18 protein-coding genes and 1 pseudogene are annotated in these 13056 nt (G+C 43.9%); 11 read left to right on the top strand and 8 right to left on the bottom strand.

Features of this window, described 5'->3' with window-relative positions; all coding sequences use genetic code 11:
• Positions 1 to 15: 15 nt before the first annotated feature.
• The 10 genes and pseudogenes from RS881_RS03155 to RS881_RS03115 all read left to right on the top strand — a co-directional run bounded on the left by RS881_RS03155 (position 16) and on the right by RS881_RS03115 (position 6579).
• The gene (locus RS881_RS03155; RefSeq protein ID WP_315819753.1) at positions 16 to 291 is read left to right on the top strand and encodes a nucleotidyltransferase family protein; all 276 of its coding nucleotides are present in this window, start codon (positions 16 to 18) and stop codon (positions 289 to 291) included.
• A 26-nt stretch (positions 292 to 317) separates the two neighbouring features.
• The gene (locus tag RS881_RS03150) at positions 318 to 440 is read left to right on the top strand and encodes a hypothetical protein (protein ID WP_315819752.1); all 123 of its coding nucleotides are present in this window, start codon (positions 318 to 320) and stop codon (positions 438 to 440) included.
• Between the two features lie 62 nt (positions 441 to 502).
• A complete protein-coding gene (locus tag RS881_RS03145) occupies positions 503 to 1954 on the top strand; it encodes a RapZ C-terminal domain-containing protein (protein WP_315819751.1) in 1452 nt (483 codons plus the stop codon).
• 236 nt (positions 1955 to 2190) lie between these two features.
• A complete protein-coding gene (locus RS881_RS03140) occupies positions 2191 to 2916 on the top strand; it encodes a lysophospholipid acyltransferase family protein (RefSeq protein ID WP_315825013.1) in 726 nt (241 codons plus the stop codon).
• Positions 2917 to 3153: 237 nt separating this feature from the next.
• Positions 3154 to 3351 carry a hypothetical protein gene (locus RS881_RS03135; RefSeq protein WP_315819750.1) on the top strand — a complete coding sequence of 66 codons (198 nt, stop codon included), beginning with the start codon at positions 3154 to 3156 and terminating at the stop codon, positions 3349 to 3351.
• Between the two features lie 387 nt (positions 3352 to 3738).
• Positions 3739 to 4170, top strand: a complete 432-nt coding sequence (locus tag RS881_RS03130; RefSeq protein WP_315819749.1) for a hypothetical protein — start codon at positions 3739 to 3741, stop codon at positions 4168 to 4170.
• Positions 4171 to 4251: 81 nt separating this feature from the next.
• Positions 4252 to 5070, top strand: coding sequence for a sensor histidine kinase (locus RS881_RS03125; protein WP_315819748.1), 819 nt, complete (start codon positions 4252 to 4254; stop codon positions 5068 to 5070).
• A gap of 253 nt (positions 5071 to 5323) precedes the next feature.
• Positions 5324 to 5434, top strand: a pseudogene (locus RS881_RS58955) (hypothetical protein); the annotation flags it as partial.
• Between the two features lie 30 nt (positions 5435 to 5464).
• The gene (locus RS881_RS03120) at positions 5465 to 5905 is read left to right on the top strand and encodes a sensor histidine kinase (RefSeq protein WP_315819747.1); all 441 of its coding nucleotides are present in this window, start codon (positions 5465 to 5467) and stop codon (positions 5903 to 5905) included.
• Between the two features lie 11 nt (positions 5906 to 5916).
• Entirely contained in the window at positions 5917 to 6579 is a 663-nt protein-coding gene (locus tag RS881_RS03115; RefSeq protein ID WP_315819746.1) for a response regulator, read from the top strand.
• Here RS881_RS03115 and RS881_RS03110 read toward each other — a convergent pair.
• From RS881_RS03110 to RS881_RS03090, 5 genes are all read right to left on the bottom strand, one after another.
• Positions 6576 to 7496 carry an ATP-binding protein gene (locus tag RS881_RS03110; RefSeq protein WP_315825012.1) on the bottom strand — a complete coding sequence of 307 codons (921 nt, stop codon included), beginning with the start codon at positions 7494 to 7496 and terminating at the stop codon, positions 6576 to 6578. The two genes, RS881_RS03115 and RS881_RS03110, sit on opposite strands and share 4 nt — an antisense overlap.
• Positions 7462 to 8112 (bottom strand): two-component regulator propeller domain-containing protein, encoded by a 651-nt coding sequence (locus RS881_RS03105; protein WP_315819745.1) that lies wholly within the window; start codon positions 8110 to 8112, stop codon positions 7462 to 7464. The genes RS881_RS03110 and RS881_RS03105 overlap by 35 nt, the downstream gene beginning before the upstream one ends.
• A gap of 132 nt (positions 8113 to 8244) precedes the next feature.
• Entirely contained in the window at positions 8245 to 8976 is a 732-nt protein-coding gene (locus tag RS881_RS03100; protein WP_315819744.1) for a ligand-binding sensor domain-containing protein, read from the bottom strand.
• Complete coding sequence (locus RS881_RS03095; RefSeq protein WP_315819743.1) at positions 8976 to 9194, bottom strand: hypothetical protein; 219 nt, start codon at positions 9192 to 9194, stop codon at positions 8976 to 8978. The genes RS881_RS03100 and RS881_RS03095 overlap by 1 nt, the downstream gene beginning before the upstream one ends.
• A gap of 14 nt (positions 9195 to 9208) precedes the next feature.
• The gene (locus RS881_RS03090) at positions 9209 to 9586 is read right to left on the bottom strand and encodes a two-component regulator propeller domain-containing protein (protein WP_315819742.1); all 378 of its coding nucleotides are present in this window, start codon (positions 9584 to 9586) and stop codon (positions 9209 to 9211) included.
• Between the two features lie 59 nt (positions 9587 to 9645).
• On the opposite strand from RS881_RS03090, the gene RS881_RS03085 reads away from it, so the two are divergent.
• Positions 9646 to 11097: a clostripain-related cysteine peptidase gene (locus RS881_RS03085; RefSeq protein WP_315819741.1), complete on the top strand. Its 1452-nt coding sequence runs from the start codon at positions 9646 to 9648 to the stop codon at positions 11095 to 11097.
• On the opposite strand, the gene RS881_RS03080 is transcribed toward RS881_RS03085, so the two are convergent.
• The 3 genes from RS881_RS03080 to RS881_RS58950 form a co-directional block, all read right to left on the bottom strand.
• The gene (locus tag RS881_RS03080; RefSeq protein ID WP_315819740.1) at positions 11094 to 11369 is read right to left on the bottom strand and encodes a hypothetical protein; all 276 of its coding nucleotides are present in this window, start codon (positions 11367 to 11369) and stop codon (positions 11094 to 11096) included. The two genes, RS881_RS03085 and RS881_RS03080, sit on opposite strands and share 4 nt — an antisense overlap.
• A gap of 210 nt (positions 11370 to 11579) precedes the next feature.
• Complete coding sequence (locus RS881_RS03075; RefSeq protein WP_350340370.1) at positions 11580 to 12119, bottom strand: rhodanese-like domain-containing protein; 540 nt, start codon at positions 12117 to 12119, stop codon at positions 11580 to 11582.
• Positions 12044 to 12955, bottom strand: coding sequence for an MBL fold metallo-hydrolase (locus RS881_RS58950; protein WP_350340084.1), 912 nt, complete (start codon positions 12953 to 12955; stop codon positions 12044 to 12046). Before RS881_RS58950 ends, RS881_RS03075 begins: the two co-directional genes overlap by 76 nt.
• Between the last annotated feature and the right edge of the window lie 101 nt (positions 12956 to 13056).

Below are 13056 nucleotides of genomic sequence, written 5' to 3'. Positions count from 1 at the left end.
AAAGCAATTCCCCTGTTGGGTGATACACCTGTAGTCATCATCAATGCCGATATACTGACCGATCTTGACCTGGGCGCCATGATCCGTTTTCATGAACGCGAGGCGCCACTGGCTACACTGGCCATTACCAACCGCGTTACCTCCCGGTACTTTTTGTTTGATGAAAACAATACCCTCTGCGGCTGGCAGAACACCAAGACCGGTGAAGAAAAGATCAGCCGCCAGGTTACCCCCATATTCCCAAAGCCTTTAGCGGCATTCACCTGGTATCACCTGCCCTTTTTCCGCTGATCAGCCAGGAAGGAAAATTCTCCATAGTGGATGTATACTTGCAACTGGCCCGGCAACACACCATCAAAGGATTTGACCACAGCTATTCAAAATTCATTGATGTAGGTAAACCCGAAGCAGTAACCATTGCAGAAGAATTGTTTCCTTAGGCAACATATTTTGTGATCGGCCCTGCATACATTATTTTTACTCTATATACCACAACCACCACATGCAATTCACGATAGAATCCATCAAAGACCTATATACCTCCTGGAGCGGCCAACCCTGCGACCAGGTGGAAGTACTGCCACAGTCGGGGTCCGACAGGCGCTATTTCCGGATCTATGCTGCCGGCAAAACCTTCATTGCTACCTATGGGAACAATATTCCGGAAAATGAAACCTTTTTCTATTTCTCCCAGCACTTCGGTGAAAAAGCCCTTCCAGTTCCTGAAATTCTGGCCATTAGTGACGACAAAACCCTGTACCTGCAGGAAGACTTTGGTGATGTTTCTTTATTGAACCGGCTGGAAGGAGAAGGATTGTGCGATGACGTATATGCCCTATTCCGCAACAGTCTGCACCAACTGGCGCTCTTACAGGTAAAAGGACACGAAGGACTGGATTATACCCGCTGCCTTACCAATCAGGAATTTGGCAAGCAAGCCATCCTGGCCGACCTCCTGTATTTCAAATATTATTTCCTCGATGCTTTACGGAAACCTTACGACAAGCAAAAGCTGATCGATGATTTTGAAGCCTTGAGTACCTACCTCACCTTTACAGAGTACAAATATTTTATGTTCCGCGATTTCCAAAGCCGGAATATCCTGATAAAGCCCGATAATACCGTACACTTTATCGACTACCAGGGCGGTATGCGCGGAGCTCCTCAATACGATGCGGCCAGTATGATATGGCAGGCACGCGCCAATTTACCAGACGACTGGAAAGCCAACCTCCTCAATGACTATATGGATTCTTTTGAATCCATCATTGGCCAGCCCCTCGACAAAGGCATTTTCAAAAGCCAGTACAACGGTTATGTACTTATCCGTTTGTTACAAGTATTGGGGGCTTATGGCTTTCGTGGTTTGTTTGAACGCAAAGCCCAGTTCCTTACCAGCATACCACAAGCCCTACATAACCTCAAATGGTTTATCGACAACCAAAGCCTGGGTATCGCCGTACCTGAATTCAAGAGGGTACTTGAAATATGCGTAGGGGAGGATATCATCGAAAGATTCACTCCTTTAACCGCCACTGATGAAACCCCATTGACCGTTCATGTCAGTAGCTTCTCTTATAAAAAAGGAGGGATACCCGTTGACGACAGCGAAAATGGCGGAGGTTTTGTATTTGATTGCCGAGGTATCCTAAATCCCGGTCGCCTGGATGAATTCAAAAAACAAACCGGCCGTGATAAACCCGTGAAAGATTTTCTGGAACAGCAAACCCGTATGCCCGAATACCTCAACAGCGTATTCGACATTGTAGATATCTCCGTAGAAGATTATATGCGCAGGGGCTTTGAAAGCCTCATGATCAGTTTTGGCTGTACTGGCGGTCAGCACCGTAGTGTATATGCAGCCGATGCACTGGCCCGCCACCTGCGCAATAAGTTCAGGGTCAAGATCGAGCTCAGGCACCATGTACAGGATGAAAAGAATTGGGTCAACTAGGCTCAACCTTTTACCCCCTTGCCTGTTATAACCGGTATTACGTATCGTTAATATAAGTATGTATTACCTCGTATACATTCCATTATATCTTTTGTCACTGCTTCCCATGCCGGTGCTGTACCTCCTATCCGATTTCCTGGCTAGCCTTACCTGGCATATAATTGGCTATCGTAAAAAGTAGTGCTCGACAATATCCGGGTTGCCTTCCCTGAAAAACGGAAGCCGAACGCAGGCGCATCGGCAAAAGGTTTTACCACAACTTTGTCGACAATTTCATAGAAACCATCAAGTTATTGTCGGCCAGCAAAAACTTTATCACCAAACGGTTTGTGATCGATCAGGATGTATTCACGCCTATCTGGCAAACAGGCCGTAAGTGCCAGCTTCACCTGGGCCACAATTTCAATTGGGAAGTAGCCAATGTAGCCATGCCTTTCTATACCTCCTATACTTTTATTGTCGTCTACATGCCCATTAAGAACAAGGCTGTAGACCGCTTATTCATGCACCTGCGCACGCGCACCGGATCCGTCATGCTACCTGCCACTGACATGCGCAATGCCATCGTACCCTTCCGCAATACACAATACATGCTCACCCTCGTAGCCGATCAGGCACCAGGCGATGTGTCCAAAGCCTACTGGCTCAATTTCTTTGGCCGCCCCACGCCTTTTGTACGCGGTCCTGAAAGTGGCGCCCGCATCGGAAATATTCCTGTCGTCTTTGCCCAGCTCTACAAAGTAAAACGTGGTTACTATCGCGCCCACCTCGAAGTAGGCGCTGACAATCCACGTGATCTGCCCGAAGGCGAACTCACCCGCCGTTATATCACCTTCCTCGAGAAGGCCATCCGCCAGCATCCCGATATGTGGCTCTGGAGCCATAGGAGATGGAAACATGATTGGAACTCAGCTTACCAAAAACTATGGATAGGGCAGGAACAGCCCGCACCGATTACTTAGCATTACCATATTTGCAATGGCCTATAACACCTGGCTTGTACAGGGTGATTAACAGGTATCCCTACCGTGTTTATCTCCTCCTGTATGCGTCAATGAAGACCCCCTAAAACGGTGTTTTAGACGATCCGCCAGGTTCATGCTCCCCACTATCTTCGAAGTAGCAACTTATATTTTTCACAGTAAAATTTTCAACCTATGGCTACTTCACTTACCTACGCGTTTAATCGCCAAGAACTTTTGGATCTGATTAAAACAAAAGATTGCGACCTGGTCGTATTCTCGCTGGTCAACCTAATCAAACCCCGGAAAACAGAAGCCTACATGTATGTCTTTGCAGAAGCATACAGTGGAGACGAACCTATTCCCAATGCACAAGGCAAGTTAGGATGTCCAACCCCTCCCGGCTGGTCGGGTGATATCCCCCTTCAACTGTAGATCGCAGCCGGCTGAGCACCCAGACACCTCAATTCGCCATCGAGCAATCCGAACTTTTCACCCTGGTAGATGAAAATGACTTTGTATTAAATAACATGAACCAGTTTATTGTACACCTAGAAGCAGAAAACAAAGGCGAAGGAATGGAACCTTTTATATCTTTAACCTGCTTGAAGGCTGACGGCACGGTAAAAATCGAACCCAAACAAGCTACCCATTTTACCGGCAACCAGCCACCAGCTTCATTAAAGGTATCCGCTTGATAATTACTATTTTAAATAACATCCTTCCTTATCTGGATATCATAGCTCCCCTGATCGCTCTTTTCTTTGTGCTGTTCAGAAAAGAAAAGAAATTGGGGAGCATATTTATATCCTTGCTTTTTTATTGGTACAGGTCCTCTTGAATGCATGGAGTAAATACATCATGCTGTTTATAAAACCACCCAATAACCTGTTTCTTTACCAGGTCAACAGCTTAATTTCCTTTCTCATCATCTCCCTGTACTTTCATGCAAAATGGAAAGGGCATAGCAAAAATTTCCGCCCGGGGCAATACTACAGGCTCTTTTTCTTTATTACCCTGTTACTGTTAGCAATGATATTGTATGAAGATTTGGAAGCATACAATAGCAGCAGCGCAAGCCTGGTAGCATTACTCATTAGCATTTATGCCTCTATCTATTACTTCTCCAAGTTAAACAAACCCGAGGTGGAGAATATTACCTCCACCAGGTCATTTTGGTTTGTAACAGGCTTATTTCTTTACTATGGGGGTGTTTTTTATTTTTTCAAGCTACAGGCTGCTTTCCCAGAATAAAAACCCCAATACATCCTCTTTGTGGCTAGTGCATAATATTATATTTGCAATGATGTGTATCTTGTTTATAATTGGTTTCAGATGCAATCGCTCACAACAGATATAATTATCACGGTCATCGTCAGCACCTTATTTCTGTTGCTGATTATCTCCGCTATAGTAACATTTATCTTCCTTTATCAGAAACGCCATCAACGTTATATTAAGGAAAGAGCCGATCTGCAAACCGGCTTTCAGCAGATCCTCCTCGAATCGCAACTGGAAATACAGGAGCAGACCTTGCAAACTATTTCGCAGGAAATACATGATAACATTGGGCAGGTATTAAGCCTTGCCAAATTGAACCTGGGTACAATGGATATAAGCCAACCCGATCAGTTGCTACAAAAAATAGATGATTCAAAGGGGCTTATTGGCAAAGCCATCCAGGACCTACGGGATATATCAAAAAGCCTCAATACCGATTATGTGTCCGAAATGGGCTTGGTACAAGCCATTGGCTACGAACTTGAATTGATCCGTAAAAGCGGGGCCTATACAACAGGCTTGAAAACCGAAGGGTTGCCGGTTAAACTGGAAGCCCAAAAAGAGCTGATCATATTTCGTATTGTTCAGGAACTCATCAACAATATCATTAAACATGCCAAGGCCAATACCATCCTGGTCATGATCTCCTATGAACCCGAAACCTTCAATATAGCAGTCAACGACAATGGCATAGGGTTCGACCTTACCCCTTTGAATGCCGGCGATAACAGTAAGTTTGGGTTGGGCATCCGCAATATGCACAAACGCGCCCAGCTCCTTGGCGCCCATTTTTCCATCGCCAGCACCCTGGGCGCAGGCACCACCGTTACCCTCCAATTACCCCTGATAGCAAACCAGGCCGCCGGGGTGTGATACACTGATACAGCCCCCAATTTTCCTGTCATCTATTGCAACAGCAGGTATTTCAGCCTTTTATGCCAAAGGTGTTTTTCTCGTTTTTGCTGCCATAAAACACGGTATTTAGATGACATCCGTCAAACCTCTACCCAATTCAGTAAATTACACAACGCATCTTCGTATCAAATGAAAAGACAATGGGGAGTATACACGAACATGAGATCATCAAAACGAAACTTGAAATACAAGAGCAGGCACTAAAAATACAATACAGGAAATTCATGATAATATTGGTCAAATTTTAAGTCTGGCCAAATTACATTTAGGTACCCTGGATTTTTCAAAGCCTGAAGAAGTAGCTCAAAAAACGTTTAACAGTAACCAACTGATAGGCAAAGCGATTAAAGACTTGCGAAACCTGGCCAGGCATCTGGATCCCAACCATATCGGCCGGGTAGGCTTGTTAAAATCGATTGACTATGAACTTGGCTATATGCCCAAACAAAGGGCAGCGGCACCCTTGTATACTGTAACGGGCGCTATCGGGCCATTGACGAGGGATGAAGAGTTGATGCTTTTCCGGATCGTACAAGAAGGTATACAGTATTTTATTAAACGCAGCAATAGTTCACTCATTGCTGTACAGGTTCAGGGCCAGGAAGATGTATTGCTGATCACCATTACCGATAAAGAAATGCAGCAGGAAGCACAACAGGTAGTCAATATAGCAGATAAGCTCATGAGCATGGTCTATAGCCGCTCGGCGTTGATTGGCGCCAGCCTGCATGTAGATCAGTTGCAGAAAAACGAAACGACCATCCATATCACCTTTCCATTTTCAAATCACTAAACCTGCATGCTATGCAAGACAATAATACCCGGGTAGCATTGATCGACGACCACATTTTACTGCGCAATGGACTGGCCAGTATGGTGAAAAATTTTGACGGCTACTCAGTACTGATGGAAGCCAATAATGGCCGGCATTTTATTGACCAGCTAAAAACAAATCCCATACCCGACCTGGTGCTTATGGACATCAATATGCCCGAAATGGATGGGTTTGAAACCACCATGTGGATAAAACAACACCATCCCGACATGCGCGTACTGGCCCTTTCTATGTACGACAATGAGCAATCCATTATCCGCATGTTGAAAAATGGCGCCCGGGGTTATATACTCAAAGAAACAGAGCCCAAAGAATTTAAGTGCGCCCTCGATTCTGTGATCAGCAAAGGCTACTACTATTCTGAAATGGTAACAGGCAAAATGATCCACGCGCTCAATAACCTGGAGGATGACACCCACAGCATCAAGCCACTCATCTCCCTCAACGATCGGGAGATTGAATTTCTGAAACTGGCCTGTACCGAACTCACCTATCGGGAGATTGCCGATAAAATGCATTTAAGCCCACGTACAATCGATGGTTACCGCGATGCTTTATTCGATAAGCTCAATGCCAAAACCAGGGTTGGTCTCGTACTCTATGCCATCAAAAACGGCATATTCCAGATCTAATTTTTAATTAGGATAATAGTCGTCCCTTTTCCGTGGGAACTGACCACCTCAATTCCGTATTTTATTTGTTGAGCCCGGTAGTGCAGGTTATTCAATCCATTGCCCTTTTGAACCGTTTCTGTATGGAAGCCTTTGCCGTTGTCTTGAATGGTAATACTGTATTTATCATGCGGTAATTTTGTTATAAGTAATTGGAGGGTGCTGGCTTCGGCATATTTAATACTATTATTAAGCGCTTCTTTGATAATAAGGTACAGGTTACGTTTCTCTTCCTTTTCGAGTATCCTTTCGGCCAGTGATGGGTCAATCGATTTCACCAATTGAATGCCTTGTGCAGCGGCAAGTGGACTGATAAATTGTTCAATCCGGCTTAACAGGTGATCCAGCGTATCCTGCTTATCGTCCAATACCCATACCATGTCCCGCACCCCCACAATAGCACTTTGCACACCCTCTTTCAGCTGTATCAGATACGAGCTATTGTCTTCCGGTCTCATCAGAGCCAGGTTGGCAAATACTTTCACACTGTTCAGCGTACTCCCAATATCATCATGTAGGTCGCCTGCAATCCGCTGCCGAATGGCCTGTTCTTTCTTTACTTGCGCCAATCGATAACGGTACAGAGTATACAAGATACTCATAAGCAGCAAGACCATAAGGGCCTTAAACCACCAGGTTTGATACCATTTGGGGAGAAAGAGAAGCGTGAGCTCAATAGGAGCCGACCAAATATCATCTTCATTGGCAGCCATCACCTGAAGATGGTAAGCTCCCGGGGCAAGCCCAATAAGCGTTACAAAGTTCCGGTTACCAATATTATTCCATCCCGTATCAATCTCCTTGATCTTATATTGATAGGTCACCCGCTTGGGATTAGCGTAATTAAGGCCCGAAAAAGATGGTAGCCTGCAACCAATTATGCGGAATCGAAAACTGGTCCATACTCAAACTACTCGTATCCAGCAAGGAAGAATTGGTCTTCGTCTGAATCTGAGTAAAATACAATTTGGGGGCGATTGAATTAATTGAAAAAGCTGCCGGGTTAATACCTGTAAATCCATTTACACCACCGGCATATAGTAACTTTTCATCCTGGTATCCACAGAAATTCTCAAAGGCGTTGGAGTGCAAACCATCACTTTGATAATAATTCTTAATACTATTCTCATAGGGTTTGATCACAGAAAGGCCATTATTAGATGTTACTATCACCATACTGTCCCGAAATGCAAAGACTTTATAGACCGCATTATTAGACAACCCATTGGCTGAAGAGATGACCCTTTTTAATTTCATCGACTTGTCTGTTTCAATAAGACCGGTACCATAGGCAGCTATCCAATAACCATTCGCCGTTTCACACATATCATAGAATATACTGTACCTGCTTCCATTTGACGGATTGGTTAATCTAACTACCTTATGTTGCCTGGTAAAAGGATTAAAAAGCAAGATCATGCTCTCCGATAATACCCAAATATTATTTTCTCTATCCTTAAAAAGCGCAGTTACAATATTTTTGTCTAGCCCCAAGCCGCTGTTTTCATTCGTATAATTCGTTAGGGTTTGTTTTTGAAATCCAATAGATAAATTCCTTTTGTGTTTGCGTTCCCACTAATACCAACGAATCGTTTATCTGTAAGGCACTATTGAGTAACTCGCTTTTTATTCCCTCCAAAAAGGATATATAGTAGCGACCGGTACGAGTCTATCATTAACGAATACAAATAATCCAAGGCTATATGATACCAGGATATTTCCATCAGGCATTTTAAAGATCAGGAAGAAATATTCCCCTTGCTCCAATTTATTAATTGACCGTGTCCGTGTATGTATTTTATACAATCCATCCGTAGCGCCGCAGTATATCGTAGAATCATTGGCAGGATAAATAGTATAGGCATGGGCAATATTCGTTTCGGAGGTAAGCGACTTATTATAGACAGTAAACACGCCTTCGCTTGTGCCAAAATACCCAAGCCCCATCTGCGACCCGGCCCAGATATTATTATCGCGATCATTGAATAAGTAATAAATAGTAGAGTTCCAGGCGTCAGACGGGGATGCTGCATCCGCAATCCTGACAGCACGCCTTGACACCAAGTTATACTTATAAAGATCAGTGGCAGTTGAAAACCAGACATTGTTCTCCTTATCAACTGCACAACCAAATGTACCCATACGGGTCAAAAAAGGATTCTGCCCCACTACATTGATCAATACTTTATTACGACCACTCTTGAATGCCAGTAAACCAACACTGGTTGCAGCAAACACTTCATCACCGGCAGTTCCTATTACTTCCCAAACCGTAATTGGATCAACAGCTTTGCTTAACCTCAATTCAGTGATGGGGATATATTGAAGTAACTTACCCGAACTACCATCAAAGACCATTATTCCTGGTTATTGCAAAAGGCCCATATCCGATTATATTTATCCCTGAAAAGCCTGGAGATATCAAACAGTGCCGGCTTGACAGTAAACCCCTCCAATTTCAGTTCCAGTTGCTTTTTGGTAGCAATATCAACTGCATACAACGCATTATTGCTGCCCACCCAAAGGATATTACCGCTTACCTCTACCGATCTTAGCCATTTTTCAGAAAGATCCACATTATCAATGCGTTCTATCTTTTCTGTAACCCCAGCGTATTAAGACTTATAGCAGCAATACCGCCATAAGAAGTAACCACCCATAACAAATTCCGGGCGGTATCTTCTTTCATGTCCGAAACATTGGTACCCGGAATATGGTACTTGCTGTTTTCTTGCTGGTTGTAGGAAAAGAACCTAACCCCATCAAACCGGTTAAGCCCATCCTGAGTGCCGGCCCAAATAAAGCCATACCGGTCTTGAATAATTTTTGTAATATTATAACTACTTAATCCTTCGTTCTGCGTGTACTTATGAAATGTCACAAACTGTTTATCCTGCCCATAAGTAAGGTATAGTGAGAAGTTTAAAAATATCAGGGCTGCAATCTTGAGCATTACTACATACTTCAAACTAAAATTATGAAAAAGGAAACAAAAGAGAATGGACAGTTGTCTTTTGATAAAAGCAGTTGGAGAACATTCATTTTTTTGCGGACCTGATGCTGAGGGAGATTTTAGCAATTGCCGACAATAACCAGGTAGAATACCTGTTTTGCCTGCAGGGAACCATCAAGGCCATCAAACAATTACCGTTTGACTATACGCCTGCTAGCAACCGTAGTGAGGACTCACTCACTACTATATTTTTCACGATTAAGAAAGAGGGCCCTGTTGGCAATAATCAATTTTCCCTCATTGATGAAAATGTAGACTTCAAGCTCAGTAATCAGAGAGATTTAGAGGATTACTTTAAGAATAAAATATTGATTCATTATACTGCCGACAAATACCTGTTGTTTACCTGGGATCACAGTACCCAGTTTGGGATATTTCGGGAGGATGCTACTACTTTTATTGAATCGAAGGCACACCTGGAGATTGCAAATGAAAACATAGACAGACCCATTCCACAATCCAAAAACTACTCGTTTCTGGTCATAGATAATAATGCCATCTATAACCAGGCCACCTCTTCATTTGATGCAGCCTGCGTCATGGACAAGTATAATTATCATTTGAAAGAGCAGGAAACAAACGGGGAAAGCATACAAGAGGGTGTATCCCCTGTCAAAAGGGGCGTTATAACCAAACCCAAGCACGATAAGCTCTCCATTAGTGAGCTGGCTCAGGCAATAAAATGGGGGTTTGGCTACAAGAAGATTGACTTGCTGATCATGATGAATTGTAACATGCAGTTCTTTGACATCGGCTTTACCTTGAGCAGTGCCGTTGACTACCTGGTGGCCCCTCTTTCTACCATCAGCTTTAATGGGTATAACTACAAAGCGATATTTGAAGCAATCAATACACAACCCGAGATCAGCCCCAGAAAGCTGGCCTGTATTGCCGTCAGCTCCTTTAAGACCAAAGCGTTTTCCGATAGTTCCATCAGAAGATTTGAACTGGCCAACACCATTTTATTTGCCAATAACCTCAATCATTATTTGGGAATAGGAGCGTGGATTGACAGGCTTTCAACTCGACTGATCAAAATTATTGAGATCAGATTCCGACTCATTAATGAAGGCCGGGGCAAAATAGAAACCTTAAATGAGGATTACAAAATGATCGATATCTGTCATTTTCTGTCTTCTATGAAACTGAACAAATATTACCCCTTGACAGAAAAAGACAGTACGACAATTAAACGACTCATCAAATCGGCCATCATCCAGAAATACGTTGCTGTTAATCCAAAAGGACCAAACCCGCTAGAAGCCCTTATTAATAGCCCCTTCCAGGTGTTAAGCGGTATTGGCGTTTTCTTTCCCAAAGACACCAATGACATATTAGGAAGCGATGATTTTAACTTCCTTTTTATGCAGAGCAAACGAGGGGCCACCACTTTTACAAGGCTCTTTAAATGGGATAACTTTATTTCTACCTACCTGGAGAGATTCCAGCAACAATCACCCCTTTAGCCGGAAGTACCGGGAATCTTGGATTTCATCAGAAATGAAATAACCAATTGAGTTTCTCCAGCCACTTCCTGTGCAACAATTGAAACCTTGGAATGGAAGAGATTGGTTGTATTATCTACAACGATCTGCCTATTTTCTGCTTTTTCCGTTTCAGAATACTGAGGAGGATTCTTTGTCGGTTGGGTTTCGATAGGAACAATTATTGTAACCGTTGTTTGCTTAACGCCTGCAGTTGGCTTCTTGGTATCAATAGTGGCTGGAGCCCTCAGCACACTGCCATTTTTGTTTTTAATAATCTATCCGGCATAAATACGCTTTAAGTGATGAATAATCACCAAATCTAGGTTGCTTGCCTTATCGTCAAAACCGTAAAAGACGGTTTTTATGTTCCGGATTATACCTATTTCATACTATACCCTTAAAAGAAAAAAGCGCCACTAAGGGCGCTTTAAGAAATATCTTAAGACTCGTAGTATAACCTATTAATTCAACACACTATTCTCTTTCACCACTTCAACACCTTTTTGGTCTTTGATAGCGCCCCAGCCACCCAGCACATTGTGCAGGTTATGGATACCCTGGCGTTTCAACAGCGAGGCAGCTATCACACTGCGGTAACCACCTGCACAGTGTACATACAGGTTTTGCGTTTCCTGAATATTGGCCATCGTGCCCGGATCGGTCATTTCATTCAGCGGTATGTTTACAGCACCAGCGATATGCCCATCGGCAAATTCAGTTTCCCGACGTACATCTATTACTACCAGGTTCTTATCATATGGCAGGTCCATAGCCAGCTCATCCGCTTCTACGTCGATGATCAGGTCAATTTGCTCACCCGCTGCCCTCCAGGCTTCCATACCACCTTGCAGGTAACCTTCCATCTGCGAAAAACCTACACGCGCCAGGCGCACCACACTTTCCTGCTCCTGCCCAGCTTCCGTAATCAGTATGATCGGCTTATCAAATGGCAACAGACTGCCAGCCCATTCCGCAAAGCGTCCTTCCAGACCAATGCTGATAGAACCCGGTACAAACTGCTGCGTAAATTCAGCGGCTTTGCGCGTATCAATACAATCACCTCTTCCTGTTTCGCCAATTCTTTAAAGGCTGCAACAGAAAGCGGTGTTAATCCTTTGTTCAATATACCGTCCAGGCTATCATAGCCTTCTTTGTTGATACGGGCATTAATGGGAAAATACTGAGGCGGCAAGCCAAGTCCATCCGTCACCGCTTTTACAAAGTCTTCCCGACTCTGCGGCTGCAAGGCATAATTCGTTTGCTTTTGCTCACCAATCGTGCTATGTGTTTCGGGGCCCAGGTTCTTACCACAACTGCTGCCTGCACCATGTGCAGGATATACGATCACCTCATCGGGCAAAGTGGCTACTTTTTGCTGCAGCGAATCATACAGCATTGAAGCCAGTTCTTCCTTCGTCAAATTACCACTGCTCAGGTCGGGCCGGCCTACATCGCCCACAAACAACGTATCACCTGTAAATAAGGCATGCGGTGCATTGTTTTCATCACGCAGCAGGTAGCAGGTCGATTCCAGCGTATGACCCGGCGTATGTAGCACCTCAATTGTAAGGTCTCCTAACTTAAATAACTCGCCGTCCTTGGCCAGGTGAATGGGGAAGTTCGTTTCCGTAGCCGGTCCATATACAATGGGGGCGCTGGTAGCTTTTTGCAGGTCCAGGTGACCACTTACGAAGTCGGCATGGAAATGCGTTTCAAAAATATATTTGATCGTAGTATTCCTTTCTTTGGCCAGTGCCAGGTACACATCCACATCACGCAGCGGGTCAATAATGGCCGCTTCGCCTTTATGCTCAATGTAATACGCTGCTTCACTCAAACAGCCAGTGTATAATTGCTTTATAAACATGGTTGCAAAGTTAATTCTTAAAAAGCAAAAAGCAGAACATGGCTTGCCATGTCCTGCTTTATAAGCAGATT

It is taken from the genome of Paraflavitalea speifideaquila (assembly GCF_032395985.1).
In the GTDB taxonomy this organism is placed as follows: Bacteria; Bacteroidota; Bacteroidia; order Chitinophagales; family Chitinophagaceae; genus Paraflavitalea; species Paraflavitalea speifideaquila.
This window is presented reverse-complemented; position numbering and strand designations above follow the sequence as displayed.

Coding starts and splice junctions, on each gene's coding strand:
- RS881_RS03145 (WP_315819751.1), top strand. CDS start 503: ATGCAATTCACGATAGAATCCATCAAAGACCTATATACCTCCTGGAGC.
- RS881_RS03125 (WP_315819748.1), top strand. CDS start 4,252: ATGCAATCGCTCACAACAGATATAATTATCACGGTCATCGTCAGCACC.
- RS881_RS03115 (WP_315819746.1), top strand. CDS start 5,917: ATGCAAGACAATAATACCCGGGTAGCATTGATCGACGACCACATTTTA.
- RS881_RS03100 (WP_315819744.1), bottom strand. CDS start 8,976: ATGGTCTTTGATGGTAGTTCGGGTAAGTTACTTCAATATATCCCCATC.